The sequence below is a fragment of the Streptomyces sp. NPDC050564 genome (genome assembly GCF_044457265.1).
Classification (GTDB): domain Bacteria; phylum Actinomycetota; class Actinomycetes; order Streptomycetales; family Streptomycetaceae; genus Streptomyces.
In genome coordinates, this window is sequence record NZ_JBITGS010000027.1 from 14,333 (window position 1) to 39,264 (window position 24,932).

A 24,932-nucleotide genomic window follows, 5' to 3' on the forward strand; every position below is an offset into this window, starting at 1 on the left:
GACCAGGGTCGGACGATGCGGCTGCCACCACATCCGTTCGGATACTCAGCCCACGTACTCAGAACGTCGAGAGCGCTGCTGCGGCGGCGCTCCTCAGAAGGCCGAGACTCCCGTCAGCGCACGCCCGACGACCAGCTTCTGGATCTGGCTCGTGCCCTCGTAGAGGGTCATCACGCGGGCGTCGCGCAGCAGCTTCCCCGCCGGGTACTCGTCGATGTAGCCGTAGCCGCCGAAGACCTGAAGGGCGTTGTTCGCGGCGCGCACGGCGGCCTCGGAGGCGAAGAGCTTGGCCTTGGAGGACTCCGTCGCGAACGGCAGGCCGCGGTCGATGAGATCCGCGACCCGCCAGGTCAGCAGGCGGGCCGCGTCCACGTCGACGGCGATGTCGCTGAGCAGTTCCTGCACGAGCTGGTGATGGGCGATGGTCTTTCCGAACTGCTCGCGCTCGGTCGCGTAGGTCACCGCCGCGTCCAGTGCCGCCTGGGCTATCCCGACGCAGCCCGCGGCCACGGACATCCGCCCCTTGGCGAGTGCGGACATGGCGACGGCGAACCCCTTGCCCTCGGGCGCGATCATGGCGCTCGCCGGCACGCGTACATCCTCGAGGACCAGCTCGGCGGTGGCCTGTCCGCGCAGACCGAGCTTGCCGTGGATGGTGCGGCGGGACAGGCCGGGCGCGTTCGTCGGCACGAGGAAGGCGGAGACACCCTTGTGGCCCGGGTCGTCGGTGGAACGGGCGAAGAGCAGCACGACGTCGGCCCAGGTGCCGTTGGTGATGAACATCTTGGTGCCGTTGATGACGTAGTCGTCCGCGTCGCGCACGGCCTTCGTCGACAGATGGCCCGCGTCCGAGCCGGTGCCGGGCTCGGTGAGCCCGAAGCAGCCGACGTACTCGCCGGAGGTGAGCCCCGGCAACCACCGCCGCTTCTGCTCTTCACTCCCCCAGTACGCGATCGACTTGGCGACCAGACCCAGCGAGACGGAGACGATTCCGCGCACCGATGAGTCGCCGCGCCCCAGCTCCTCCGTGACGAGGCAGTACGCGAGATGGTCGCCGCCGCTGCCGCCATACTCCTCATCGATGGTGAGCCCGAGGAAGCCGACCTCACCGAGCTTCTTCACGAGGGACCGGTCGACCTCTTCGGCGCGGTCCCACTCGATGACATGGGGGGCGATCTCGCGGTCCACGAAGTCCTTGGCGAGTTGCCGGACAGCGGTCTGCTCCTCGCTGAGCTCCAGGTTCATGCCGAGTCACCCCACAGATAGACGGACAGCGGCCTTCGGAAGCCATCCATTGAAAGCCGTACATTTAAATTAGCACTGCTAGTTTCCAGGTGCAGCCCTACTATGTGCGCCATGGCCCGACCGCGCAAGCCCCTGCTCAGCACCGACCGCATCGTCCAGACGGCACGGGCCCTGGTGGACGCCGAGGGCCTTGCGGCCGTCTCGACGCGCCGGCTCGCCGCCGAGCTGGGGGTGAGCGGGCCGTCGCTCTACAACCACTTCCGCACCAAGGACCAGATCCTGGAGGCGGTCGCGGACTCGGTGAGCGCGCAGGTCGACCTGTCGATGTTCGAGGACGGCCGTGAGTGGCGTACCGCCCTGCACGACTGGGCCGTCTCCTACCGGGCGGCGCTGCGCGACCACCCGAACATCGTCCCGGTCCTCGCGCGCGGGCCCGGGCGCCGGCCCGCCGGGCTCCGTCTTGCCGACGCGGTGTTCGGGGCCATGGTCGATGCGGGGTGGCCGGCGGCGCAGGCCACGTCGATCGGGGCGCTGATGCGGTACTTCATCATGGGGTCCGCGCTCGGCTCGTTCGCCGGCGGCTTCGTCGACGACGCGACCGCGTACGATCCCGCCGACTATCCCCACCTCGGGCAGGCTCATCTCCTTGCCGAGCAGCAGGAGAAGATCGACGAGCGGGCGTTCGAGACGGGACTCAGCGCGTTGCTGGACGGGCTGAGCCTGCAGTACGAGCGGGCGACTCGGGGGGACTGAGGTTTTTCGCCCCCTCCGCCCCTACCCGTCCCGTACCTGGGGGCTCCGCCCCCAGACCCCCCGTATCGCGCTGACGCGCTCGTCTTCAGGGGCTTTGGGTGGAGCCCCCAGTGACGGGATCGGACAGGGACGGAGGGGGCCGGCAAACCCCATGCCCCGGCGCCCAACCTTTCGGTCTCCGCCGAAGCGTTCATGTCGCATGCTGGGGAGCATGACGAGGCCGAAGGATCCTGTGGGCCCGGGGCTCGCGGCGCTGGCCGGGCTGATGGCGGACGAGACGCGCGCCGGGTTCCTGCTGGCGCTGCTCGACGGGCGGGCGTGGACAGCGGGTGAGCTGGCGCGGTACGCCGGAGTCGCGCCGTCGACCGCCAGCGAACACCTCGGCAAGCTGGTGACCGGCGGCCTGCTCACCGAGGAACGACAGGGCCGCCACCGCTACGTTCGGCTGGCCGACGCCCGCGTCGCGCAACTCGTCGAGGACCTCGCCGCCCACGTGAGACCACATGCGGCCGAACGCCCACGCACCCTGCGGGGGTCCAGCGCGGGCTCGGCCATGGCGCGCGGTCGCACCTGTTACGACCACCTCGCCGGACGACTCGGCATCGCCCTCACCGACGCTCTGACCGGGCGCGGACTGCTCCGCCAGGACACCGGGTTCGCGCTCACCGACGCGGGATTGCGGTGGTTCGACACCGCGGGAATCAGCCTCGACCGCACCGGCCGCCGCCCGCTCACCCGTGCCTGCCTCGACTGGACCGAGCGTCGCCCCCACCTCGCCGGTACCGCCGGCGCGGCACTGTGCCGGCACGCCCTCGACGCACAGTGGTGCGTGCGCATCGGGTCGGAACGGGCGGTCAAGGTCACCTCCGAAGGCGAACGCGCCCTCGCGGACCTGCTGGGGATCGAGCCGACGGCGCTCCACTGATCAAGCGGAACGCCCTTGTTCATGCGCCGCGATTCATGCGTCACGCAGACGTCTGATGGCGAGCGAAGACGCCCTGCCCCTGCCTGCACCTCTCACCATCGCGTCCGAAATCCGCCAGCCCCCACCCCGCGCCCCCGCCTAGCCTCAGGAGCATGATGACCACGACCCGACTCGCCCCGCACCCCCGCCGCGCGGAACTGCTCGCCGCGGGTGCGGCAACCGTCACCGTCGTCCTGTGGGCCTCGGCCTTCGTGTCGATTCGGAGCGCGGGTGCCGCGTTCTCGCCGGGCGCGCTGGCGCTGGGACGGCTGCTCGCGGGCTCCGTCGCGCTCGGGGCCGTCTGCCTCGTGCGCCGAGAGGGGTGGCCGCCGCGCACGGCCTGGCGCGGGATCGCCATATCCGGACTGCTGTGGTTCGGCTTCTACATGGTCGTCCTCAACTGGGGCGAGCAGCAGGTGGACGCCGGCACGGCGGCACTGGTGGTCAACATCGGTCCGATCCTGATCGCCCTGCTCGGCTCCCGACTGCTCGGTGACGCGATGCCACCGCGGCTGCTGGCGGGGATGGCGGTGTCGTTCGCCGGTGCGGTCGCCGTGGGGCTGTCGATGTCCGGCGAGGGCGGTTCCTCGATCCTCGGGGTCGTGCTGTGTCTGCTCGCCGCCGTGGGCTACGCGGCCGGGGTCGTCGCGCAGAAGCCGGCGCTCGGGCGGGCGAGCGCACTCCAGGTCACGGCGTTCGGCTGCCTGGTCGGGGCCGTCGCCTGTCTGCCCTTCGCCGGGCAGCTCGTCCATGAGGCCGCCGACGCGCCCGCCTCGGCCACGCTCAACATGGTCTACCTGGGCGTCTTCCCGACCGCGCTGGCCTTCACGACGTGGGCGTACGCCCTCGCCCGTACGACCGCGAGCCGCATGGGCGCGACGACGTACGCGGTACCCGCCCTCGTGGTGCTGATGTCCTGGCTGTTCCTCGACGAGGTCCCGGGGCTGCTCACCCTGGCGGGCGGGGGGCTGTGCCTGGCGGGTGTGGCGGTGTCCCGTTCCCGTCCCCGGGCGGGAAAGGCCGCGGCCCCGGAGCGCACTCCGGAACCGCGGCCCGAGCCCGAGCCGGAACAAGCCTGACGGCAGGGCTCGTCAGCCGTGGGTCAGCTCTCGCGGGCCGACACTGCAGGCACTTCCGGCCCTTCCGGCACTCGGCCTTCTCCCGCCGCCGCCCGGCCCGCGAGGATCCTGATCGAGACGAGGGCGATCGCCGCGAGCCCGATGATGTACGCGGACACGGCCATCGATGTGCCGGTCGCCTCGAGGAGCAGGACCATCACGAAGGGGGCCAGTCCGCCACCGAACACGGCCGCGATCTGGTAGCCGAGCGAGGCGCCCGTGTAGCGCATCTCGGGCGTGAACAGCTCGGCGAACAGGGCGGCTTGAGGCCCGTACATGATGCTGAGGAAACAACTGGCGACGAATGTCCCGACCGCCAGCCACACCAGCGATCCCGTGTCGATCAGCAGGAACAGCGGCACGGCCCACAGCGCGATGCCGGCCGCCCCGAGCGCGTAGATCCTGATGCGCCCGATGCGGTCGGAGAGCGCGGCAGACGCGGGGATCAGCACGAGTTGAGTGAGGCTGACGCAGAGCGAGACGGTGAGCACCGCGCTGCGTTTCATGTCGAGTTCGCGGGTGGTGTAGTCGAGGACGCCCGTGATGAGGATGTAGAAGGTCGCCGTGTTCACGGCGAAGGAGCCGCCCGCGAGGAACACCGTGCCGAGGTGCCCGCGCAGGATCGTGCGCAACGGCGAACCCTTCTCGCCCTGCTCCTTCTGTGCCAACGCCCGCTCCGCTTGGCGGAATTCGGGGGTCTCCTCGACGCGGGTGTGGATGTACCAGGCAAGTCCGAGGACGAACAGCCCGACCAGGAATGGCACGCGCCAGCCCCAGGCCGCGAACGCGCTCTCGCTGGTGGCCGCCCCGACGACGAGGAAGACCGTGTTGGCGGTCACCACGCCGATGGGGACGCCGAGTTGGACGAAGCTGCCGTACACGCCCCGCTTGCCCTCGGGGGCGTACTCGGTGGCGAGCAGCATGGCGCCGCCCCATTGCGCGCCGACGGCGATGCCCTGCACGACGCGCAGGGCGACGAGCAGGATCGGGGCGGCGATGCCGATGGTGTCGTACGTGGGGAGCAGGCCGATGCCCGTGGTGGCCAGGCCCATCAGGGTCAGGGCGAGGACCAGCATCGGTTTGCGGCCTCGCTTGTCGCCGAGGTGGCCGGCGATGACGCCGCCGAGCGGACGGGCGAGGAAGCCCACGGCGAACGTGGCGAACGCGGCGAGCACTCCGGTGGAGGAGCCGCCCGCGGGGAAGTACAGGTCGCCCAGTACGAGGGCGGCCGCGATACCGAAGACGAAGTAGTCGTACCACTCGACGGCCGACGCGAGGGCGGCCGCGGTGGCCACCTTGCGGCGGTTGCGGGTGTCGGGAGCGGAGGTCGTGGCGGGGAGAGCGGAAGGTGCCGTGTCCATGCGTGCACACTCCGGTGGGTGCGGGGACGGAACGGGGGGTGGCCGCGGTTCCGGGGAACGTACTGACCGGACGGTATGGACGTCAACGGGTCCTGCAGCAGCAGTTTTTACCTGCACATGGCAACCAGTGGCGGGGCATGGGCACGCCGAAGGCCCCGGCCGCGCAATGCGGCCGGGGTCCCGGTGGCCGCGGGCTAGAAGACGACCAGGGCGCGCCCGCCCTTGCCCGCGATCATGTTCTCGAAGGCTGCCGGAATGCCCTCGAGGGCGATGCGGTCGGTGACCAGGTCACCGAGGTCGAGGCGGCCGGCGCGGATGTGCTCCGCCAGGACCGGCAGATCCCGCGCCGGATCGCAGTTGCCGTACACGCAGCCCGAGAGCGTCCTGCCCCAGTGGAAGATCTCCAGGGCGTTGAAGGTGACCTGCTGGTCCTTGCCGCCGATGCCGACGACCGTGGTGCGGCCGCCGCGCCGGGTGGAGTCCCAGGCGGTACGGATGGTCACGGCGCGGCCCACACATTCGACGGCCACGTCGACGCCCTGCTTGCCGGTGAGGGCGCGGATCTCGCGTGCGGTGGTGTCGGAGGCGACGACGTAGTCCGTCGCGCCCGCCGCGCGCGCCAGCGACTCCTTCTCCGGCGAGACATCGACCGCGACGATCTTCGACGCGCCCGCGATCCGGGCGGCCTGAAGGGCAGCCAGCCCGACCCCACCGACCCCGAACACCGCGACGGTCTCGCCCTGTCGGACCCCGGCGGAGTGGTGGACGGCCCCGTATCCGGTGAGGACGGCGCAGCCCAGGAGGGCGGCGTCGGCGAGGGGCACGCCGTCCGGTACGGGGAGGACGCATCCGGCGGCCACGACGGTCTCCTCGGCGAATGCGGCGACGTTCAGGCCGGGGTGGAGGTCGCTCCCGTCGGAGGCGCGGCGCGCGTACACGTTCCCGGCGCCGGTCAGCGCGTTGGCGCACAGCCAGACCTCGCCCAGCGAGCAGGCGTGACAACTTCCGCAGGAAGGCGCCCAATTGAGGACGACACCATCGCCGGGGACGACATGGGTGACGCCCTCGCCGACGGAGACGACGGTGCCGGCGCCCTCGTGGCCGAGGACGGCCGGGACGGGCACCCGCATGGTGCCGTCGGACAGGGAGAGGTCGGAGTGACAGACCCCGGCGGCGGCGAGCCGGACGCGGACCTGGCCAGGGCCGGGTTCCGGCAGGTCGATCTCGGCGATCTCCAACGGAGCGCCCACGGCGGGAAGTACGGCAGCGCGAACCACGTGAATGCTCCTGGCCTAGAACTGAAGGGACTTGGACTGGAGGTACTCGGACAGTCCGTGCGATCCCAGCTCGCGCCCCACGCCCGACTGCTTGTAACCCCCGAACGGGGCTGCGGGGTTGAAGCGTCCGCCGTTGATGTCGACCTGACCGGTGTCGAGCCGCCGAGCGAAGGCGACCGCCTCGGCCTCGTCGCCCGCCCACACCGCGCCCGCGAGCCCGTACACCGTGCCGTTGGCGATCCGGAGGGCGTCCGCCTCGTCCTCGTACCGGAGGATCGACAGCACCGGTCCGAAGATCTCCTCCTGGGCGATCGTCATGTCGGGTGTGACGTCGGCGAAGACGGTCGGGCTGACGAAGTACCCCTGATCCCGGGGCGCTTCGGGGCCACCCGCGACGATCCGGGCGCCCTCGGCGACGCCTTTCTCGATGTAACCCCGCACCCGTGCCTGCTGCTTGGCGTTGACGACCGGGCCGATGCGGTCGCCGTACTTCGCCGCGGCGGCCGCGGCCAGCTCGACCGCCTCGTCGTACCTCGCGGTGTGCACCAGCATGCGGGTCCAGGCGCTGCAGGTCTGGCCGGAGTTGGACATCACGTTGGCGACGCCGACACCGACGGCCTTGGCCAGGTCCGCGCTCGGCAGGACGACGTTGGCGGACTTGCCGCCGAGTTCGAGGGCGACCCGCTTGATCGCGGCGCCCGCGGTCGCGCCGATCCGCTTGCCGACGGCCGTGGAGCCGGTGAAGGAGACGAGATCCACGTCCGGGTGTTCGGCGAGGGCCTGTCCGGCGACCGGGCCGAGGCCGGTGACGAGGTTGAAGACACCGGCCGGGACGCCCGCCTCGGCCACGGCCTCGGCGAAGAGCTGGGCGGTGAGCGGGGTGTCCTCGGCGGGCTTGAGCACCACCGTGCAGCCCGCGGCGAGCGCCGGGGCGACCTTGGCGACGATCTGGTGCAGCGGGTAGTTCCAGGGCGTGATCGCGCCGACGACACCGACGGGCTCCTGGTAGACGGTCGAGTTCCCGACCTTCTCCTCGAAGGCGTGGGTCGCCGCCAGTTCGGCGTACGAGCCCGCCACCGCGATCGGCACGCCCACGTGCACCATCTGCGAGAACGGCAGCGGCGCCCCGAGTTCGGCCGTGACGGTCTCGGCGATCTCGTCCTTGCGGGCGACGAGCACGTCATGCAGTGCGGTGAGCGTGGCGGCCCGTTCGGCGGGCGGGGTCGCGGCCCATCCGGGGAGGGCGGCACGTGCGGCCCGTACGGCGATGTCGACATCCTCGGCGGTGCCCGCCGGGACCCGGCCGATCACCTGCTCGTCGACCGGGTTCACGACCTCGATCGTGTCCGCGCCGGCGGCGGGGCGCCAGGCGCCGTCGATGTACATGCCGTCGTGTGCCTTCATCGTGTTCCTCCCGAGCGGGGCCGCGTCGTCCGCACCCTAAACTAGCGATGATAGTTTTCGGGCGCCAGAGGGACCCGGCGGAACCGGCCCGCCCCGGCTTCACGGGCACCCTCGGCCCAGAGGACTCAGAAGTCGACCCTAGTCGGTTCGTCCACCCTGGCCACGGACTCCTGAGCGAAGGCCTTCTCGTACGCGCGCCGGATCTCCTCGATCTTCTTGTCGCTCGCGCGTGCCTGCGCCACCGGATACATCAGGATCAGCTCGTACGACCGCTCGCGCTCGATCGTGCCGCGCGCGTCCCGCCACTGCCCGCGCCCGTTCTGCACGGTGAGTCCGTCGGGAAAGTCCGGCGTCACCTCCTTGTCGACGAAGGCCATGAACTGCCGGTCGGTGACGACCGCGCCGCCGTCGGGCCGCTCCGTCCCGAAGAAGAGCCGACTCTCGATGTACGCCTGGCCACGGACCGGGGCCCGCGGCTCCGGGTCGCCGAGGAGCGCGTACGCCGTCGGGGCGCCGGCGGCGAGCAGGGCGGTGGCGGTCACGGCAGCCGGACGGGAGCGAGTGCCGCTGTACGGAGTCATGCCGCCTGCCTAGCGGAACCTACTCCTCCAGATCCGGCAGCCGCGCCGGAGCCGGGCAGATGCGTTCACCGTGCTGGTCGAAGACGAACAGATGGGCGATGTCGACGAGGAGGGGCACCTGCATGCCGTGGCGGAGTTCGATGTCGGGGGTGGTGCGGACGACGAGATCACCGGGCAGACGGCCGTCCGGCGGCGCCGGTTCGGGGTAGTCGGGTCCCGCGTCCCCCGGATGCTCCAGGACCACGACCGGCCCGGCCCGCAGCGCTCCCGCGCGCTCCCGCAGCCGGTCCAGGACAGTGCCCTCGCGGCGCCGTCGCCGGGCCGGACGGGTCGGGCGCGGTGCCTCCAACTCCGGTACGACGGCGGGCCGCGAGCCGGTGTTGAAGTGGACGAGGACCTCGTGCCCCTGGAACTCCACATGCTCGACGAGCCCGCTGATCGCCACCTCACTCGGCCGCGCGGCGGACGGCTTGGCGAGCCGGATCGCCTCGGAGCGCAGCCCGACGATGACCTCGCGGCCCTGCTGCACCCGCAGCAACTGGTGGTCCAGGGAGAGCGGTTCGGGCAGTCTCAGGTACTGCTTGCCGAGGCTGATCGACATGGCCCCGTCGAGCGGCGCCCGGACGAGGCCGCGCAGCAGGTTGATCCGCGGGGTGCCGATGAAGGCGGCGACGAAGACGTTCGCGGGCAGCCCATAGACCGTGCGCGGTGTGCCCAACTGCTGCAGAACTCCGCCGCGCAGCACCGCGACACGGTCGCCGAGCGACATCGCCTCGGCCTGGTCGTGGGTGACGTACACCGTCGTGGCACCCAACTCCCGGGTGAGCCTGGAGATTTCGGCCCGCAGGTGATTACGGAGCTTGGCGTCGAGGTTGGACAGCGGCTCGTCCATGAGGAAGGCGGAGGGATGGCGGGCGATCGCCCGGCCCATGGCGACACGCTGGCGTTCGCCGCCGGAGAGCTGGTTGGGGAAGCGGTCGAGGAGGTCCTGGATACCGAGCATCCGGGCGGTGGCGTCGACGCGCGGACGCGGATCCTCGCCGGGCGTCTCGATGCGCAGCGGGAAGCCGATGTTGTCGCGGCTGGTCATGCTCGGATAGAGGGCGAAGTTCTGGAACACCATCGCCATGTCCCGCCCGGACGGCGGCAGATCGTTGGCGTACTCGCCGTCGAGGCGCACCTCGCCCTCGGTGACCTCCTCCAGCCCGGCGATCATTCTCAGCACGGTCGACTTGCCGCAGCCGGACGGCCCGAGCAGCACGAGGAACTCGCCCGGCCGGATGTCGAGCGACAGCCGCTCCACCACGCGGACACCGCGGGTGTACGACTTGCTGACGTTGTGCAGAGAGATGGCGCGTGTCATGACGGGTGCCCCCGGGGGCTCACGGGACTCTGGTGCTCCGCGGTCGAAGTCCCGTGCGGGTCGTACGGGACGTATGAGTCACGGAAGTTAACGGACCGCGCATGCCCGGGGGAAGATGCACGGCGGGATCGGACGGTCCGGTTCGACACGGGCGGAAACGGACGATCGCCTACCGGTGGAGCGGAGGACCGGGTGCGGGGGGAAAGCGGACGATCGGCTACCGGGGAACCGAGTCCTCGATCGCGCGCCGCCGGGCTCGACGCGGCGGGTGCCTCACCTGGTGTCGGCCCGCCTCCGGGTCTCCGTGAGGTGCGCGAACACGACGACATTGCCGGCATAGCCCCTCTTGCGGTCATAGACACCGCCGCACGTAATCAGACGCAGCTCGGGGCGCCCCCTGTCGCCGTACACCTCCTTGTCGGGGAAGTGCGCCTTCTCGTACGTCTTCACGGCGTCCACCGTGTAGACGGCGGTCCGCCCGTCGGCGCGCCGGACTTCGACTAGCCTGCCGGGCCGGAGCTGGCCGAGCGCGACGAAGACCGCGGGCCCCGTCCTGGTGTCGCGGTGGCCGACCGCGACGGCCGTGCCCGACTCGCCCGGCGTCGGCCCGCCCTCGTACCAGCCGACCAGTTTCGGATTGTTCACGGGCGGCGCGGCGAGCCGCCGCTCACGGTCGAGCCGGAGACCGACGATCGGGGCCTCCAGGCCGAAGTACGGGATGCGGAGCGAGGTCGCCGGGGAGCGCGGGAGAGGTTTGGGCGGGGGTGCGGGCCGGACCGGCCGGGCGGGCGGGAGACGGCGGGGCTTGGCGCCGCGCTCGTCGCCGCCAGCCCGGCGGGAGTTCGTCCCGCCGGCGAGTCGGCCTGCCACGGCCGGGTCGGCGAGTTCGGCGCCGGCCGCGACGACGGGCCCGGCGGGCTCGTCGTCCCCCGCCCACCGGACGCCGCCCACCACCAGAGCGACGACGACCACGACGGTCCGCGTCAGGCGGTAGGCGCGCGTCCGGTACCAGGGCCTGCGGGAGCGCCTACGCGGCGCCATCGGGGCGGCGGCGCAGCCGGAGGTACACGACTCCCCCGGTCACGACGAGGCCCACGGCCACCGCGCCGGCGACCGGCGAGAAGTCCCGGGGGGCGACACCGCCGCCGCCGGCGGGGGGTCCGCCGTTCGGGCCGCCGGGTCCGCCGCCGAGCGGAGTCCCGGTCGGCGGGCTCGGGGTGCCGGACGCGCAGTCGACCTCGAAGACCTTGTGCCTGCCCGCGCCGTTGGCGCCTTCGAAAGTCCAGGTGAGCCTGTACTGGCCGTTCGGCAGTGAGAGATCTTTGGTCCAGCCGTGGCCGGAAGGAGGAATGGCGATGTCGCCCGCGAGGGCCACACCGTCCGCCACTTGAGCTTGGGTCTCGATGGACCAGCTGACGTTCTGCAGGCCGCCAAAGTTGAAGGCGTCGAGGTAGAACCCGCACACCGTCGGATCGTTGTTCTGAGAGTCGACGGGCACGGTCGCCTTGTGGATCTTTACGTCTCCGTTGTCACCAGGAGCTGCGACGGCGGCCGGTGCCCCCATCAGGGCGGCGCCCGCGGCGGTGAGGGCCGCCAGGGTGGCGGCGCCCGTGCAGGCGCCGACGCGGCGCTGAAGAGACGAGGTGGGCATGCTCAGTCCTCCGAGTCAGATGATTGTCATACAAGTCCAACTGTCATCTGACTGCCTCTCACATGTGCCCCGGTGATCTCGGCAACAGCGCCCTGCGCCCCGTCAGATATCGCTCTTCCGGCGCAACGGCACCCTGGCCCGCGGAGCCTCACCACCGACTCGTGCGGGCTTCTCCGGCGAGCGCAGCGCGATCCCCGACGACAGCAGCAACAACGCGCCCAGCATCACGAACGGCGCGGCCACGCCCGCGACACCGGCGACCAGGCCGGCCGTCGCGGGGGCAGCGACCTGACCGAGCCGGTTGCCGGTCAGGCGCAGGGCGAGGGCCGTGGAACGGGCGCCGTCAGGAGCGGCCTGGACGACCGTCGTCATGGAGAGCGGCTGACCGACACCGAGACAGAAGCCGAGCACGATGAGCATCAGGGCCAGCGCCCACACCGGCACCGGCAGCGCGATGCCCGCGCACAGCAGACCCCCCAGCAAACACGTCACGGTGAGCAGCAGAGACCGGCCGAGCAGCCGCAGCAAGGGCGTCAGCACCAGGCGGCAGGCAATGGTGGCCGCCGCCCGCAGACTCAGCAACACACCGATCGCCGACGGCGCGATGTCCCGATGCTCGCCGACGACCGGCAGATACGCGGTGAGAATGTCCGTCGCGGACAGCACGGCGAGGCTGATGAAGATGCCCGCCGGCACGCCCCGGGCCCGCAGAATGCGCTGGACGGGCACGCGTTCGCCTTGTCCGGTACGGGACTTGACGGCCGTTCGGTCCTCGATGCGCCACAGCGAAGTGAACGAGACCGCGGCGACCGCACCCGCCACGAGCAGCGCGAGCGCGCTGCTGCCCGCCATGTCGGGACCGCCGATCAGCACGCCCGCCGCGATCGGGCCGATCAGCTGGCCGAGCGAGACCCCGATGGTGAACTGGGCGAAGTTGCGGTCCTGTTCGTGCGGGGCGGACTGGCGGGCGACAAGCGATTGGCCACCGATCACGAAGCAGAGGTGGCCGAGGCCCATGACTCCGCTCCACGCCGCCATCGCGGGCAGCGAGTCCGCCCTACCGCTCAGCGCGCAGCCGCCGGCTATGAGCACGACACCGGCGGGCAACAACGGCGCACAGCGGCCGTGGTCCGTGCGACGGCCCAGTGGTACGGCGGCGAACAGCGGCAACAGCGCGTACACGGCCGCGATCACACCGACCGCGCGCTCGTCCGCGCCCAGCGCGAGGGCCCGGTAGGAGACAGCGGGCCGGGCCATCGACACCGCTCCCTGTGTGAAGGTGAAGGCGATGACGAGGCGCAGCAGCCAGCCGCGATTCCGACCGGGCTCCACGGTGATCCTCCGATGACGGACGACAGATGACAGGTGGCGAGTGGAGGGTGACGGTTTCCGGCTGACAGATGTCGATGTCTGTCAGCCGATGACCGCCGATCAGATGATGCCGAACAGAATTCCGGCCCCCAGCACCACCAACGACGTGAGCGCCGCCCACTTCACCACGAACCGCGTGTGGTCGCCGAACTCCACCTTCGCCATGCCCACCAGGACGTATACGGCCGGCACCAGCGGGCTCGACATGTGCAGCGGCTGCCCCACGAGCGAAGCGCGGGCGATCTCCAGGGACGAGACCCCGTGCGCCTGCCCCGCCTCGGCGAGGACGGGAAGGATGCCGAAGTAGAAGCCGTCGTTCGACATGAAGTACGTGAGCGGAATGCTCAGGACGCCGGTGACGAAGGCCATGTGCGGGCCCATGCCGGCCGGGATGTTGGAGACCAGCCACTTGGCCATGTGGTCGACCATGCCGGTGCCCTGGAGGACGCCGGTGAAGACCGCGGCGGCGAAGACCATGCCGGAGACGTTGAGGACGTTCTCGGCGTGGGCGCCGAGGCGGGCCTTCTGGTCGGGCATGTGCGGGAAGTTGACGGTGAGCGCGAGCGCGGCGCCGAGCAGGAAGAGGACCGGGATCGGCAGCCACTCCATGATCATGGCGGTGAGCAGGGTGACCGTGAGGAGCGCGTTGAACCAGTAGAGCTTGGGGCGCAGGGTCGCGCGGTTCGGGTCGAGCCCCTGGAAGCCGTCGTCCTCGGAGGAGTCCGCCTCCGGGGCGTCCGCGTCCGTACCGGAGCCCGAACCGCCGGTCGCCACGGCCTTCTTGCCGGCGGAGCCGGACCCCGAGCCGCCCGCGCCGACCAGAACCGTCTCCGCCTCCTGCGGCTCCAGCACCTCGTCCAGCGTCAGCACGCCCAGCCGCTTGCGCTCGCGGCGGCCGAGGACGTACGAGAGGGCGAAGACGCCGAGGAGACCGACGGCGAGGGCGGGGATCATCGGGACGAAGATGTCGCTCGCGTCGAGCTTCAGCGCGGTCGCGGCGCGGGCGGTCGGGCCGCCCCAGGGCAGCGTGTTCATCACGCCGTTGGCCATCGCGGCGACACCGGTCATCACGACCAGGCTCATCTTCAGGCGCTTGTACAGCGGGTACATCGCCGAGACCGTGATCATGAAGGTGGTCGAGCCGTCCCCGTCGAGGGAGACGATCGCCGCGAGGACCGCCGTGCCGACCACGATCCGCAGGGGGTCGGCCTTGCAGAACTTGAGGATCCCCCGGACGATCGGGTCGAAGAGACCGACGTCGATCATCACACCGAAGTAGACGATCGCGAACATCAGCATCGCCGCCGTGGGAGCGAGGCTGGTGACGCCGTCGATGACGTAGTCACCGAGCTTGGCGCCCTTTCCGACGAAGACACAGAAGAGTGCCGGGATCAGCACGAGCGCCGCGATCGGCGACATCTTCTTCAGCATGATCAGGACCAGGAAGGTCGCGATCATGGCGAAGCCGAGGATGGTCAGCATGAAATGGATACCTAACGTTCGCCCTTGAACTCCCACCAGGGCCGGCGGTAGGGCGACGTTAGGTCGGGCCCGCAAGCGTTAACAAGACGTTGACACGCGAGCAATAAGCGCAAAACTCCAGGTCACAGGCCTGTCTCGGTGAGCGCGAGCTCCACGGGCACGCCGTTGAGCACCGCCGTGCCCGACAGCGGATCAAGAAGCGAGCCGTCGAGGAGCTGATTGACGTTGACGCCCGGGTCCAGCGCTGCGTGGCTCATCCGGGTGCCGGGGCGGTCGTGCCCCCAGCCGTGCGGCAGGCTCACCACACCGCGTCGTACGGCGTCGGTGATCTCGGCGGGGGCCGTCACCTCTCCCCCGGCGCCCTTGACGCGTACGGCAGCCCCGTCGGCGAGCCCGAGGCGTTCTGCGTCCTCGGGGTGGATGTGCAGAGTGCAGCGGTTGGAGCCGCCGGTGAGGGCGGGCACGTTGTGCATCCAGCTGTTGTTGGAGCGCAGATGGCGGCGGCCCACCAGCACCAGGGCCGCCGGGCGCTCGCGCAGGGCGTCGCGCAGTCGCGGCAGATCGTCGACGATCGGGCCGGGCAGCAGCTCGATCTTCCCGCTGGGCGTCTTCAGCGGCTGCGGCAGGCGCGGCCGCAGCGGTCCGAGGTCGATGCCGTGCGGATGGGCCAGCAGCTTCGCGAGGCTCAGCCCGTCCGGCCTGGCGCCGAAACCGTCGCCGTACGGGCCGAGGCGCAGCATCATGTCGAGCCGCCGCTCGGGGCCGTTGACACCGGTGAGCCGGTCGGCGAGTTCCTTCGGGTCGCGGCCGTGCACCGGGGAGTGTGCCTCGGTGACGGACTTGCCGAGGGTGGAGTCGATGACCATGGCGTCCACGGCGGACGGGTCGGCGCCGTGCATACCGGTCGCGGCGAGGACGAGCCGGGCGAGGATCTCGGTCTCCGCCATGCGGCCCTGCTCCAGGGGAACGGCCGGGCGGTTGTAGCGGACCTGGTTGCGTACGGCGAGGGTGTTGAAGGCGAAGTCGTGGTGCGCGCTCTGCGAGGGCGGGGGCGGCGGCAGGACGACGTGGGCGTGGCGCGAGGTCTCGTTCAGGTACGGGTCGACGCTGACCATGAAGTCCAGGGCGCCCAGCGCCTTGTCGAGGCGGTCGCCGTCCGGTGCGGACAGTACGGGGTTGGCGGCGACGGCGATGACGGCGCGGACCGGGCTGCCGTCCTCGGTGGCGGTGTCGATCTCCTCGGCGAGGGCGGAGAGCGGCAGTTCGCCCTTGGCTTCGGGGTGGCGGCTCACCCTGCTGTGCCAGCGGCCGAGCGCGAAGCCGTGTCCGGGGCCCGCGGGCCGGGGCGTCCTGTCGGTCGCGGCCTGCGGGAAGAGGGCACCGCCGGGCCGGTCGAGGTTGCCGGTGAGGATGTTGAGGACGTCGACGAGCCAGCTGGCGAGGGTGCCGTGCGGGACGGTGCAGCTGCCGATACGGCCGTAGACGGCGGCGGTGGGCGCGGCGGCGAGCTCGCGTGCCAGTGCCCGGATGGTGTCCGCGTCGACGTCGCAGGCCTGGCTCGCGGCCTCGGGGGGGAAGTCGCGTACAGCGTCGGCGAGTTCGTCGACGTCCCGGACGTGCGGGGCGAGGGCTCCGAGGTCGACGAGCTTCTCCTCGAAGAGGACGTACGCCATCGCCGCGAGCAGCAGTGCGTCGGTGCCGGGTCGGATCGCCACGTGACGGTCGGCGAGCTTGGCCGTACGCGTCCGGCGCGGGTCGATGACCGTCAGCGTGCCGCCGCGTGCGCGCAGCGCCTTGAGCTTGCCGGGGAAGTCGGGGGCGGTGCACAGACTCCCGTTGGATTCCAGGGGGTTGGCGCCGATGAGCAGGAGGTGGTCGGTGTGGTCGAGGTCGGGCACGGGGATCGCGTTGGCGTCGCCGTACAGCAGCCCGCTGGAGACGTGCTTGGGCATCTGGTCGACGGTGGAGGCGGTGAAGACACTGTGGGTGCGCAGCGCGGTGAGCAGGACGGGCGGGTAGAGGGCGCCGGCCATGGTGTGCACGTTCGGGTTGCCGAGGACGATGCCGACGGCGTGCGGCCCGTACTGCTCGACGACCGGCCGCAGTCCCGCGGCCACCGCGTCGAACGCCTCCTCCCAGGTCGCCTCCCGCAGTTCGCCGCCCTTGCGGACGAGGGGGGCGCGCAGCCGGTCCGGATCCCCGTCGACCGCCCCGAAGGAGGCGCCCTTCGGACAGATGAACCCTTTGCTGAACACATCGTCACGGTCGCCCCGGGCACCGGTCACCCGGGTGCCCTCGATGGTGAGCGTCAGCCCGCAGGTGGCCTCGCACAAGGGGCACACGCGCAAGGCGGTGCGGGAGTCGGGGGTGGTGCCGGAGGTGCGGGACACGGGTCCTCCCGGAGGGCGGTGGCGGCGGTGGCACACGGACTGGGCCGAGCATACCGACCGGTATGCATGGAGGGGAGGGGTCACTGGGGGTGCGGTCGGAAATTTGCCAGTGGTTCACCGCCCACGTGAACCCTTCAGTCCAGGACCCTGGCCAGGTACGCCCGCAACAGCTCCCGCGCCTCCTCGATGATCCGCTCGTCTCCGTCCGGCGCGATCCGGAAGGCCAGGTGGACCAGGGTGTCCGCGGTCTCCACGGCGATCAGGAAGGTGCGGCGGAGATCCTCGTCGGGGGTGCGGTCGAGGTAGCCGGAGAGCAGTTCGGTGAGGCGGTCGGCAACTCGGGTGTTGGGCTGGGCGGCTCCGGAGCCGACGGGGATCTGGTTGCCGAAGTCGACGAGGGAGAAGCCGGGCGCGGTGCGCTTCATGGCGAGGTATTCGTCGAGCACGGCGTCCATGGCCGCGCGCCAGCCTCCGCCGCCCGCCTCCTGGAGGCGCTCGGTGACGCGCTCGGCATAGCGCTCCAGGTTGCGCTGGGCGAGCGCGTCGGCCATGGCGCGCTTGTTGCCGAAGAAGCGGTAGACGGAGCCGATGGGCACACCGGCCCGCTGGGCCACGGCACGGGTGCTCAGGGCGTCGTAGCCGACCTCGTCGAGGAGGTCGGCGCAGGCGTCGAGGATTCTGGTCAGTCGTTCGGCACTGCGCCGCTGTACGGGCGCTCTGCGCAGCGAGGTCGCATGGGGCACGGGCTTCATGATGCCTTTCCGCCGGGGTCCGGTGAACCTCCCGTATCAGTACGGGCCCCGATGCCGGTCCCACTCATGGTCGTGGTCGCGGTCGGTGGCACCGCCGACCCGGCCTTGGACGCCGTGATGTCGGCGGTGCTCTCGACCGGTTTGCCGTGGACGGCCCACACGGTGCCGTCGTCCGCGTACAGACGCGCGGTGACTTGGTGGGTGCCGCGCGGGACGAGGTCGCCGGCCAGGTGGTACTCGGCGGTGCGGAGCCGGGCGATGGTCCGGCCGTCCACATACAGGTGGGCGATGCCCCGGCCGGCCACCGGCACGGGGCGGGTGCCCTTGGGTGAGAAGCGGAAGCGGTGGACGGTCAGTGTCACGTCCCAGCTGTCGTCGGAGTCCGGCTGGACCTCGATCTCGACCTCCGGTGCACCCTTCTTGTCCACTTCACGGTAGAGCCGCCCTTCCTCGTCGGACTCATCCAGCAGCTTGCCCACGGGGGAGGCCGACATTCCGTCCTTGCGCTCGTGCGCGTCGCTGGTGGCGCAGCCCGCCGATCCGACGAGCAGGGCGCAGACCGCGAGCGCGGCGAGCAGTCCACGCTTCCACGACATGCCGGGGAGCGTAGAACACCGCTCCGACAGCCGGATCCCCCTGGAGTCGGGTTCTTGGGCGGTACGCCAAGCCCTGGGTAGTACTCCGGGAGACGATTTCACTCACTGCGGTACGCCACCCATGGCCGATCCCGTGCGATGCGCGGAGTCCACCCCTTGCGCGCGGAAAACCTGAATCCTACGGTGATGCATAGGAATCAGGCGCGAGGGAGCGATCATGAGCGGGGACGCGAGGAAGACGGCCGAGGGGCTGACCTACTTGTCCGGTTTCGGCAACGAATTCAGCTCGGAGGCGGTTCCGGGGGCACTGCCGAACGGCCGCAACTCGCCGCAGCGCGCACCGCTCGGGCTGTACGCGGAGCAGCTGAGCGGTACGGCGTTCACCGAGCCGAGGGCGCACAACCGGCGCTCGTGGCTGTACCGGATCCGTCCGTCGGCCGCACACCCCGCGTTCGCCCGCGTGGACAACGGCGCGCTCCGCACGGCTCCCTTCACGGAGGCGGCGCCCGACCCGAACCGGCTGCGCTGGAACCCGCTGCCCGAGCCCCCGGCCGGGACGGATTTCGTACAGGGCCTGTGGACCCTCGGCGGCAACGGCGACGCGACCCAGCGCACCGGCATGGCGGTGCACCTGTATCACGCCAACTCCTCGATGGAGCGGGTGTTCAGCGACGCCGATGGTGAACTGCTGATCGTGCCGGAGCGCGGCGGGCTGCTGCTGCGGACCGAATTCGGCCTGCTGCATGTGGAGCCGAGCCAGGTCGCGCTGATTCCCCGTGGTGTCCGCTTCCGTGTGGACCTCCTGGATGACTCCGCCCGGGGCTATGTGTGCGAGAACTATGGGGCGCCCTTCCAGCTGCCCGACCTCGGCCCGATCGGCGCCAATGGCCTCGCCAACGCCCGCGACTTCCTCGCACCCGTCGCCGCGTACGAGGAAGTCGAGGGCCCGGTCGAGGTGGTGAACAAGTTCTGCGGCAACCTCTGGACGGCGACGTACGACCACTCGCCGCTGGATGTGGTCGCCTGGCACGGCAACCATGTTCCGTACATCTATGACCTGCGCCGCTTCAATGTGATCGGCACCATCAGCTACGACCACCCGGACCCGTCGATCTTCACGGTGCTGACGTCCCCGTCGGACACTCCGGGCCTGGCCGGCGTCGACTTCGTGGTCTTCGCGCCGCGCTGGCTGGTGGGCGAGGACACGTTCCGGCCGCCGTACTTCCACCGGAATGTGATGAGTGAGTACATGGGGCTCATCGAGGGCGCGTACGACGCGAAAGCGGAGGGCTTCGTTCCGGGCGGCGGCTCGCTGCACAACATGATGTCGGCGCACGGGCCGGACCGGGAGACCTTCGACCGGGCGAGCGCCGCGGAGCTGCGCCCGCAGAAGATCAACGACGGGCTCGCTTTCATGTTCGAGACGCGCTGGCCGGTCACCGGGACGGCCCAGGCGCAGCGGGCGGAGCATCTGCAACAGGGGTACGACGGTGTGTGGCAGGGCCTCCAGCGGCACTTCCGGCCGGGCTCCCGCCCGGTGGACTGAGATTCACTGCCCGTTGCATTCACGGCCCGCGACCGGTACGGATACCCTCGTGACCTCCTTCGCCCCGGACTCGATCGTCCTGAACCGCAAGCTTCCGCTCTGGTATCAGGTCTCGCAGTCCCTGCGTGCCTCGATACTCGGCCGCTCGCCCCAGGACCCGCTGCGGCTGCCCACGGAGGAGCAGCTCGCGGGGCACTACGGGGTGAGTGTGCTGACCATGCGGCAGGCGCTCAAGGAGCTGGAGGACGAGGGGCTCATCACACGCCATCGCCGGCGAGGCACGTTCATCGAGCCGAGCGCTCAGCGGGGCGCGCCCGTGCGCCTGCTCGGCTCGGTGGACGCGATCGTCGCCCAGCAGTCCGGCATGGCCACCGAGCTGCTGGAACAGGGGAAAGCTCCGGTTTCGGCAGAATTGATGGAGTATTTCCCGGATGTGGACGAGGTCGCGATGTATCACCGGTTGCGCGGCGACGAGAAGACGGGCGAGCCGACGAACCACGCGCGCAACTACATCAGGCCGGAGCTGGCGGAGCGCATCGACCGCGAGGATCTGATCCGCTGGCCGATGACCAAGGTGCTGCGGGACGTGATCGGCGTCAGCATCAGCCGCATCACCGACACCGTGGAGGCGCGGCTCGCGGACCCGGAGACGGCGCGGCTGCTCCAAGTACCGCTGCTCAGCCCGATCCTGCGCTACACGGGCGTCATCTACGACCAGGAGGGGCGGGCCCTCGACGTGGCCGTCATCCACTACCGCGGAGACCGCTTCTCCTTCACGGTCACCCTCGACACCCACTGATCACGTCGTACGATGCCGAGCGTGACGCACGACGACGCTCCGCTGCTCGCGGACCTCATGCCGTGGTCCGTCGCACCGCCGAGGCTGGGCCGGGGGTGGCCGACGGCGCCCGACGCGGCGACCCTGAGGGCACGCTGGGACGCCTTGATGAAGGCCGAAGGGCCGGACCGCGAGACGCTGTTCGGCCCGACGCGCTCGCGCACGACGCACTCGGCGGTGGCGCAGCTGCCGGGGCAGTCCACCGGGACGGGTCGGCTGGCGCGCGAGTCGGGTCCCTGCCCCGAGCCGGTACGCGTCCTGCACGGCCCCTTCGACGAGCAGTGGCTGATTCCCGACCACCGGCTGATCGACGCGGCGCGCCCCGAGTTGTGGCGGGTGGCCGATGACCTTCAGGTGTTCGCGGTCGAGCAGACGGTGGTTCCCGATGCGTCGGGGCCGGTGCTGCTGGCCGCCTCCGCGCTGCCCCTGAGCGCCGGTCGCGCGGGCCGCGTCCGCCCCCTCTACCGGCGCCCCGCCGGCCTCGAACCGAATCTGACTCCGGGCCTGTTGGAGCACCTCGGCACCCGCCTGGGCCACTCCCCCACCCCCGCCGACGTCCTCGCCTGGACGGTGGCGGTCGCGCGCGCCGGCCGCGACGGACGGGTCGTCCCGCTCACCGCCACCCCCGAGGTGTGGGCGCACGGCGTCGAGTTGGGCCACCGGATGCTGTGGCTGATGCGCCGCCACGGCGAGCGCCCCAAGCTTCCCGGCGGCCGCCGCCCGTACGTCCGCGCCCCGCTCCCGGCCCGCCCGCTGGAGATGCACTACGACCGCGACGAGGAGGCCCTCCACCTCGACGAGGGCCGGGTCTCGCCCGTGCCCCCGCAGGCCTGGGACTTCGAGGTGGGCGGAGTGCGCGTACTGGAGCAGTGGTTCTCGGCCAGGACGGAACTGCCGCCCGACCCGGGCACCCTGGAGGCGATCCGGCCCGCCACCTGGCCGCAGGCCTGGACGTCCGAGCTGCTGGAACTCGTCACGGTACTCGCGCTGCTCGCGGAACTGCGCCCCCAACAGGCCGAATTGACGATCGAGTCACCGATCACGCGGGCCCAGCTGCGCAAGGCCGGCGTGCTCCCGGTTCCGGACACGGCGCGTCGGCCGGCCTCCGTCCTCGACCACCACGAAGAGGGCCCCGAAGGGCAGTTCGCCCTGATCTAGGGCCTGTCGTTTGGATCAGGCCCTAGCCCTTCGGCTCGAACGCGTCGAGGACCCGCCCCAGCGCCCGCTCGAACACCGCCTCCAGGTCGATGGGCCCGGCGTCCTGCATGAAGGCCGCGGCCATACGCGGATAGGCGCCGGTCGCCATCTGCGACCCCAGATAGGCGATCCGGACCGCGTTCTCCTGCTCCTCCGACCAGGGCAGCGAACGGGAGCGTTCGGCGGTGGCCAGTTCATTGCCGACGTAGGTCGTCACGACCCCGTTGACCATGGCGATCAGCTCGAACTTCGTGCCGTACCGCGCCTCCAGCGGGTCGAGGCAGGCAAGGCAGTGCTCCAGGTAGCGCAGGGCGTTGGGGCTGAAGCCGTAGACCGGGGACATGAGACCCGGCAGCCAGGTGTGTCGGTGCATGAGGGCACGGGTCTGACGGGCGACCCGGAGCATGTCGGCGCGCCAGTCGCCCGAGGGCTCCTGAATGTCGTGCTCGCCGCTGATGGCGTCGACCATCAGCTCGTACAGGTCCTCCTTGCGCGGCACGTAGTTGTAGAGCGACATCGTGCCGCAGCCCAGCTCGGCGGCCACACGCCGCATCGAGACCGCGTCGAGCCCCTCCGTGTCCGCGATCCGCACGGCGACGGCCGCGATGTCCGCACGGCTGTACGCCGGCCGCGGACCACGGCCCGCGCGCTCGGGACGAGCCCAGATCACTTCGGGTACGGCGTTGCGCCCTGCCATTGGTCGATCACCTCGCGACCATCCTAGTTACGTACGGCGTACGTAGTGCGCTATGGTCACCCCATGACTACTACGTACGCTGTACTTAGTGAAGGGCTGGAGAAACGCTTCGAGGACGTCCATGCCGTGCGCGGCCTGGACCTGGCCGTGGCACAGGGCACGGTCTGCGGAGTGCTGGGACCGAACGGCGCGGGCAAGACCACGGCCGTACGGTTGCTCACCACACTGCTGCGACCCGACGCAGGGTCCGCGCGTGTCGCCGGGCACGATCTCGCGCGGGAGGCCGCGGCCGTCCGCCGGAGCATCGGGGTCACCGGGCAGTACGCCTCGGTCGACGGCGACCTCACCGGGCGCCAGAACCTGCGGCTCTTCGCGAAGCTGCACCGCGTGCGGGACGCGGGGGTACGGGCCGCCGAGCTTCTCGACCGCTTCGGGCTGGCCGAGGCCGCCGACCGGTCGGCGTCCACCTACTCCGGCGGCATGCGGCGCCGGCTCGACCTGGCGGCGAGTCTGATCCGGCGCCCTGCGGTGCTCTTCCTGGACGAGCCCACCACCGGGCTCGACCCCGCCAGCCGCAATCAGATCTGGGCGGCCGTGCGTGCGCTGACGCGCGAGGGCACGACCGTGCTGCTGACCACGCAGTACCTGGAGGAGGCCGACCAACTGGCCGACGACATCGTCCTCGTGGACCACGGAAGGGTCGCCCACTCCGGCTCGCCCGCCGAACTCAAGGCGCTCATCGGCTCGTACGCCGAAGTCGTCGTCGCCCACGCGGACGCCATGGTTCAGGCGGCCGCAGTGCTGGACCGACTCACCGGCCGCGAGCCCACGTTCGACCAGGAGCGGCACGTGGTGGGCGCCGTCACCACCGACCCGACGCTGACGCTGCCCCGGCTCGTCCGCGAACTCGACGCGGCGGGCGTGCCGCTGCTCGACGCCGCCCTGCGCCCGCCGACCCTCGACGACGTCTTCCTCCGACTCACCGAAGGCCGGAACGAAGCCCCGACCGGCCGCAAGGAGCTCGTGACATGAGTACGTTGGCATACGACGGGACCGCGATGCTGGGCCGCCAGCTGCGGCGGATCCGCAACAATCCGGGCCTGGCGATCCTCACCCAGACCATGCCCATCACCATGCTGCTGTTCTTCGGGTACGTCTTCGGCAGCGCTCTCGCGATGCCCGGCGAGGAGTACCGCGCCTTCCTCGTACCGGGGTTGCTGGTGGCGACCGCGGCCAACGGGATCATGACAGGCATGTTCCAGGCGGCCCAGGACTCGCACCGGGGTGTGATGGACCGCTTCCGCACGCTGCCCATGAGCCGTGCGGCCGTCCCGCTCGGGCAGGCGGTGGCGGACCTGGTCGTCACGGCCGCCGGGACGGTACCGCTGCTGCTCGTCGGACTCGCGGTCGGCTGGCGGATCGAGGGCTCGGCACTCGAAGCGGCGGGCGCCGTAGGGCTGTTGCTGCTGTTCCGGTTCGCGGCCACGTGGATCGGGATCTTCCTCGGCCTCCTCTCCCGGAGCGAGGAGGCCGCCGGCCAACTGGGCAGCGCGACCTTCATGCTGCCTCTGCTGTCCAACGCGTACATCCCCACCGACAATCTGCCGGGCTGGCTGCGCGTGATCGCCGAGTGGAACCCGATCAGTGCCGTCACCACCGCGCTGCGGGACCTGTTCGGGAACGCCCCCGTGCCCGAGGGGGCCGCCTGGCCCGTGGCCCACCCCGTGGCCGCGTCGCTGATGTGGTGCGCGGTGCTGATCGCGGCGTTCCTGCCGGCGGCCGTCCGCCGGTACGCGACCGGCGGACGGTGAGCGGCGTGCGCAATGCCCACATCTGGTCACCGAGCCACTGCCCCCGGACCTCGACCCCCTACCTCTGACCGGCGAGTTCGGAACCGAGGGACGAGAACCTCTCCTGGAACACCACCCTCTTGGGGGACCAAGTGATGCTCTTCGGCGGCCACTTCTGGCCGGTCTTCTTGAGGAACCACTCCGGGGGCTCGTACATCGGCGTCTCGTAGCCGTCCGGAAGCGCCGTCTTCCAGTCGACGTCCTTCGTCCGCTCCTTGGACTCGCCCTTGATCGCCCTGAGCCGCTCCGGCTGAGTGAGCAGGTCGACGGCGGTCGCCGCGAGGTACTGGGCGGCGACGACGGCAGTTTGACCGGGGGCCGCGGCCGCGCAGGACGCGGTGGACCAGGTGTGCATCTCGGTGCCGAGCAGGGTGCCGCCGTGACCGGCGACGCCGAGGGAGGTCACGGCGGTCATCGCGGCGGTGGTGACTCCGGCCGCGCCGAGCAGCCGCTGATGCGGCGGCGGCTCAGCGCCTGGCCGCTCGCGGTCGTCGAC

General features: G+C 71.0%; 23 protein-coding genes. 8 read left to right on the plus strand and 15 right to left on the minus strand.

Annotation, left to right across the window (positions count from 1 at the left end; translation table 11 throughout):
- Positions 1–93: 93 nt before the first annotated feature.
- Entirely contained in the window at positions 94–1,245 is a 1,152-nt protein-coding gene (locus tag ACIBK0_RS34885; RefSeq protein ID WP_399088680.1) for an acyl-CoA dehydrogenase family protein, read from the minus strand.
- A 111-nt stretch (positions 1,246–1,356) separates the two neighbouring features.
- On the opposite strand from ACIBK0_RS34885, the gene ACIBK0_RS34890 reads away from it, so the two are divergent.
- The 3 genes from ACIBK0_RS34890 to ACIBK0_RS34900 all read left to right on the plus strand — a co-directional run bounded on the left by ACIBK0_RS34890 (position 1,357) and on the right by ACIBK0_RS34900 (position 4,041).
- Positions 1,357–1,998 carry a TetR/AcrR family transcriptional regulator gene (locus tag ACIBK0_RS34890; protein ID WP_399088682.1) on the plus strand — a complete coding sequence of 214 codons (642 nt, stop codon included), beginning with the start codon at positions 1,357–1,359 and terminating at the stop codon, positions 1,996–1,998.
- A 199-nt stretch (positions 1,999–2,197) separates the two neighbouring features.
- Positions 2,198–2,923 carry an ArsR/SmtB family transcription factor gene (locus ACIBK0_RS34895; protein ID WP_399088684.1) on the plus strand — a complete coding sequence of 242 codons (726 nt, stop codon included), beginning with the start codon at positions 2,198–2,200 and terminating at the stop codon, positions 2,921–2,923.
- Positions 2,924–3,075: 152 nt separating this feature from the next.
- Positions 3,076–4,041: a DMT family transporter gene (locus tag ACIBK0_RS34900; protein WP_399088686.1), complete on the plus strand. Its 966-nt coding sequence runs from the start codon at positions 3,076–3,078 to the stop codon at positions 4,039–4,041.
- A gap of 23 nt (positions 4,042–4,064) precedes the next feature.
- Here ACIBK0_RS34900 and ACIBK0_RS34905 read toward each other — a convergent pair whose 3' ends face one another.
- From ACIBK0_RS34905 to ACIBK0_RS34960, 12 genes are all read right to left on the minus strand, one after another.
- Positions 4,065–5,441 (minus strand): MFS transporter, encoded by a 1,377-nt coding sequence (locus tag ACIBK0_RS34905; protein ID WP_399088688.1) that lies wholly within the window; start codon positions 5,439–5,441, stop codon positions 4,065–4,067.
- A 194-nt stretch (positions 5,442–5,635) separates the two neighbouring features.
- A complete protein-coding gene (locus tag ACIBK0_RS34910) occupies positions 5,636–6,718 on the minus strand; it encodes a Zn-dependent alcohol dehydrogenase (RefSeq protein WP_399088691.1) in 1,083 nt (360 codons plus the stop codon).
- A gap of 15 nt (positions 6,719–6,733) precedes the next feature.
- Entirely contained in the window at positions 6,734–8,122 is a 1,389-nt protein-coding gene (locus tag ACIBK0_RS34915; protein WP_399088693.1) for an aldehyde dehydrogenase family protein, read from the minus strand.
- A 125-nt stretch (positions 8,123–8,247) separates the two neighbouring features.
- Positions 8,248–8,703 carry a DUF3574 domain-containing protein gene (locus tag ACIBK0_RS34920; RefSeq protein WP_399088695.1) on the minus strand — a complete coding sequence of 152 codons (456 nt, stop codon included), beginning with the start codon at positions 8,701–8,703 and terminating at the stop codon, positions 8,248–8,250.
- Between the two features lie 19 nt (positions 8,704–8,722).
- Positions 8,723–10,066, minus strand: a complete 1,344-nt coding sequence (locus tag ACIBK0_RS34925) for an ABC transporter ATP-binding protein (RefSeq protein WP_399088697.1) — start codon at positions 10,064–10,066, stop codon at positions 8,723–8,725.
- Between the two features lie 273 nt (positions 10,067–10,339).
- A complete protein-coding gene (locus ACIBK0_RS34930; RefSeq protein WP_399088699.1) occupies positions 10,340–11,107 on the minus strand; it encodes a class F sortase in 768 nt (255 codons plus the stop codon).
- Positions 11,094–11,717, minus strand: coding sequence for a hypothetical protein (locus tag ACIBK0_RS34935; protein WP_399088701.1), 624 nt, complete (start codon positions 11,715–11,717; stop codon positions 11,094–11,096). The genes ACIBK0_RS34930 and ACIBK0_RS34935 overlap by 14 nt, the downstream gene beginning before the upstream one ends.
- A 102-nt stretch (positions 11,718–11,819) precedes the next feature.
- Complete coding sequence (locus tag ACIBK0_RS34940) at positions 11,820–13,049, minus strand: MFS transporter (protein ID WP_399088703.1); 1,230 nt, start codon at positions 13,047–13,049, stop codon at positions 11,820–11,822.
- A gap of 99 nt (positions 13,050–13,148) precedes the next feature.
- Positions 13,149–14,570, minus strand: coding sequence for a CitMHS family transporter (locus tag ACIBK0_RS34945; RefSeq protein WP_399088705.1), 1,422 nt, complete (start codon positions 14,568–14,570; stop codon positions 13,149–13,151).
- A gap of 122 nt (positions 14,571–14,692) precedes the next feature.
- Positions 14,693–16,960 carry a molybdopterin oxidoreductase family protein gene (locus tag ACIBK0_RS34950; protein WP_399088707.1) on the minus strand — a complete coding sequence of 756 codons (2,268 nt, stop codon included), beginning with the start codon at positions 16,958–16,960 and terminating at the stop codon, positions 14,693–14,695.
- A gap of 134 nt (positions 16,961–17,094) precedes the next feature.
- Complete coding sequence (locus ACIBK0_RS34955) at positions 17,095–17,712, minus strand: TetR family transcriptional regulator (RefSeq protein WP_399088709.1); 618 nt, start codon at positions 17,710–17,712, stop codon at positions 17,095–17,097.
- Positions 17,709–18,308: a hypothetical protein gene (locus ACIBK0_RS34960; RefSeq protein ID WP_399088711.1), complete on the minus strand. Its 600-nt coding sequence runs from the start codon at positions 18,306–18,308 to the stop codon at positions 17,709–17,711. The genes ACIBK0_RS34955 and ACIBK0_RS34960 overlap by 4 nt, the downstream gene beginning before the upstream one ends.
- 217 nt (positions 18,309–18,525) lie before the next feature.
- Between ACIBK0_RS34960 and hmgA the strand changes: the two genes are divergently transcribed.
- Genes hmgA through ACIBK0_RS34975 form a run of 3 tightly spaced genes read left to right on the plus strand, consistent with a single transcriptional unit; the run spans position 18,526 to position 21,850 of the window.
- Complete coding sequence (hmgA, locus tag ACIBK0_RS34965) at positions 18,526–19,854, plus strand: homogentisate 1,2-dioxygenase (RefSeq protein ID WP_399088713.1); 1,329 nt, start codon at positions 18,526–18,528, stop codon at positions 19,852–19,854.
- A 49-nt stretch (positions 19,855–19,903) separates the two neighbouring features.
- On the plus strand, positions 19,904–20,653 hold the full coding sequence (locus ACIBK0_RS34970) for a GntR family transcriptional regulator (protein ID WP_399088715.1): 750 nt from the start codon (positions 19,904–19,906) through the stop codon (positions 20,651–20,653).
- A gap of 12 nt (positions 20,654–20,665) precedes the next feature.
- Positions 20,666–21,850 (plus strand): type ISP restriction/modification enzyme, encoded by a 1,185-nt coding sequence (locus ACIBK0_RS34975; RefSeq protein ID WP_399088717.1) that lies wholly within the window; start codon positions 20,666–20,668, stop codon positions 21,848–21,850.
- A gap of 22 nt (positions 21,851–21,872) precedes the next feature.
- Here the strand turns inward: ACIBK0_RS34975 and ACIBK0_RS34980 are convergent, their stop codons facing one another.
- Entirely contained in the window at positions 21,873–22,586 is a 714-nt protein-coding gene (locus tag ACIBK0_RS34980) for a TetR/AcrR family transcriptional regulator (protein WP_399088719.1), read from the minus strand.
- Between the two features lie 63 nt (positions 22,587–22,649).
- Between ACIBK0_RS34980 and ACIBK0_RS34985 the strand changes: the two genes are divergently transcribed.
- A complete protein-coding gene (locus ACIBK0_RS34985; protein ID WP_399088721.1) occupies positions 22,650–23,618 on the plus strand; it encodes an ATP-binding cassette domain-containing protein in 969 nt (322 codons plus the stop codon).
- Complete coding sequence (locus ACIBK0_RS34990) at positions 23,615–24,397, plus strand: ABC transporter permease (RefSeq protein ID WP_399088723.1); 783 nt, start codon at positions 23,615–23,617, stop codon at positions 24,395–24,397. Before ACIBK0_RS34985 ends, ACIBK0_RS34990 begins: the two co-directional genes overlap by 4 nt.
- A 58-nt stretch (positions 24,398–24,455) precedes the next feature.
- On the opposite strand, the gene ACIBK0_RS34995 is transcribed toward ACIBK0_RS34990, so the two are convergent.
- Complete coding sequence (locus ACIBK0_RS34995; protein WP_399088725.1) at positions 24,456–24,851, minus strand: hypothetical protein; 396 nt, start codon at positions 24,849–24,851, stop codon at positions 24,456–24,458.
- Positions 24,852–24,932 lie beyond the last annotated feature (81 nt).

Bases quoted from the DNA above. Each gene is read 5' to 3' on its own strand.
- ACIBK0_RS34885 (WP_399088680.1), bottom strand. From the start codon at position 1,245: ATGAACCTGGAGCTCAGCGAGGAGCAGACCGCTGTCCGGCAACTCGCC.
- ACIBK0_RS34890 (WP_399088682.1), top strand. From the start codon at position 1,357: ATGGCCCGACCGCGCAAGCCCCTGCTCAGCACCGACCGCATCGTCCAG.
- ACIBK0_RS34895 (WP_399088684.1), top strand. From the start codon at position 2,198: ATGCTGGGGAGCATGACGAGGCCGAAGGATCCTGTGGGCCCGGGGCTC.
- ACIBK0_RS34900 (WP_399088686.1), top strand. From the start codon at position 3,076: ATGATGACCACGACCCGACTCGCCCCGCACCCCCGCCGCGCGGAACTG.
- ACIBK0_RS34905 (WP_399088688.1), bottom strand. From the start codon at position 5,441: ATGGACACGGCACCTTCCGCTCTCCCCGCCACGACCTCCGCTCCCGAC.
- ACIBK0_RS34915 (WP_399088693.1), bottom strand. From the start codon at position 8,122: ATGAAGGCACACGACGGCATGTACATCGACGGCGCCTGGCGCCCCGCC.
- ACIBK0_RS34920 (WP_399088695.1), bottom strand. From the start codon at position 8,703: ATGACTCCGTACAGCGGCACTCGCTCCCGTCCGGCTGCCGTGACCGCC.
- ACIBK0_RS34925 (WP_399088697.1), bottom strand. From the start codon at position 10,066: ATGACACGCGCCATCTCTCTGCACAACGTCAGCAAGTCGTACACCCGC.
- ACIBK0_RS34930 (WP_399088699.1), bottom strand. From the start codon at position 11,107: ATGGCGCCGCGTAGGCGCTCCCGCAGGCCCTGGTACCGGACGCGCGCC.
- ACIBK0_RS34935 (WP_399088701.1), bottom strand. From the start codon at position 11,717: ATGCCCACCTCGTCTCTTCAGCGCCGCGTCGGCGCCTGCACGGGCGCC.
- ACIBK0_RS34945 (WP_399088705.1), bottom strand. From the start codon at position 14,570: ATGCTGACCATCCTCGGCTTCGCCATGATCGCGACCTTCCTGGTCCTG.
- ACIBK0_RS34955 (WP_399088709.1), bottom strand. From the start codon at position 17,712: ATGAAGCCCGTGCCCCATGCGACCTCGCTGCGCAGAGCGCCCGTACAG.
- ACIBK0_RS34960 (WP_399088711.1), bottom strand. From the start codon at position 18,308: ATGTCGTGGAAGCGTGGACTGCTCGCCGCGCTCGCGGTCTGCGCCCTG.
- hmgA (WP_399088713.1), top strand. From the start codon at position 18,526: ATGAGCGGGGACGCGAGGAAGACGGCCGAGGGGCTGACCTACTTGTCC.
- ACIBK0_RS34975 (WP_399088717.1), top strand. From the start codon at position 20,666: ATGCCGAGCGTGACGCACGACGACGCTCCGCTGCTCGCGGACCTCATG.
- ACIBK0_RS34980 (WP_399088719.1), bottom strand. From the start codon at position 22,586: ATGGCAGGGCGCAACGCCGTACCCGAAGTGATCTGGGCTCGTCCCGAG.
- ACIBK0_RS34985 (WP_399088721.1), top strand. From the start codon at position 22,650: ATGACTACTACGTACGCTGTACTTAGTGAAGGGCTGGAGAAACGCTTC.
- ACIBK0_RS34990 (WP_399088723.1), top strand. From the start codon at position 23,615: ATGAGTACGTTGGCATACGACGGGACCGCGATGCTGGGCCGCCAGCTG.
- ACIBK0_RS34995 (WP_399088725.1), bottom strand. From the start codon at position 24,851: ATGACCGCCGTGACCTCCCTCGGCGTCGCCGGTCACGGCGGCACCCTG.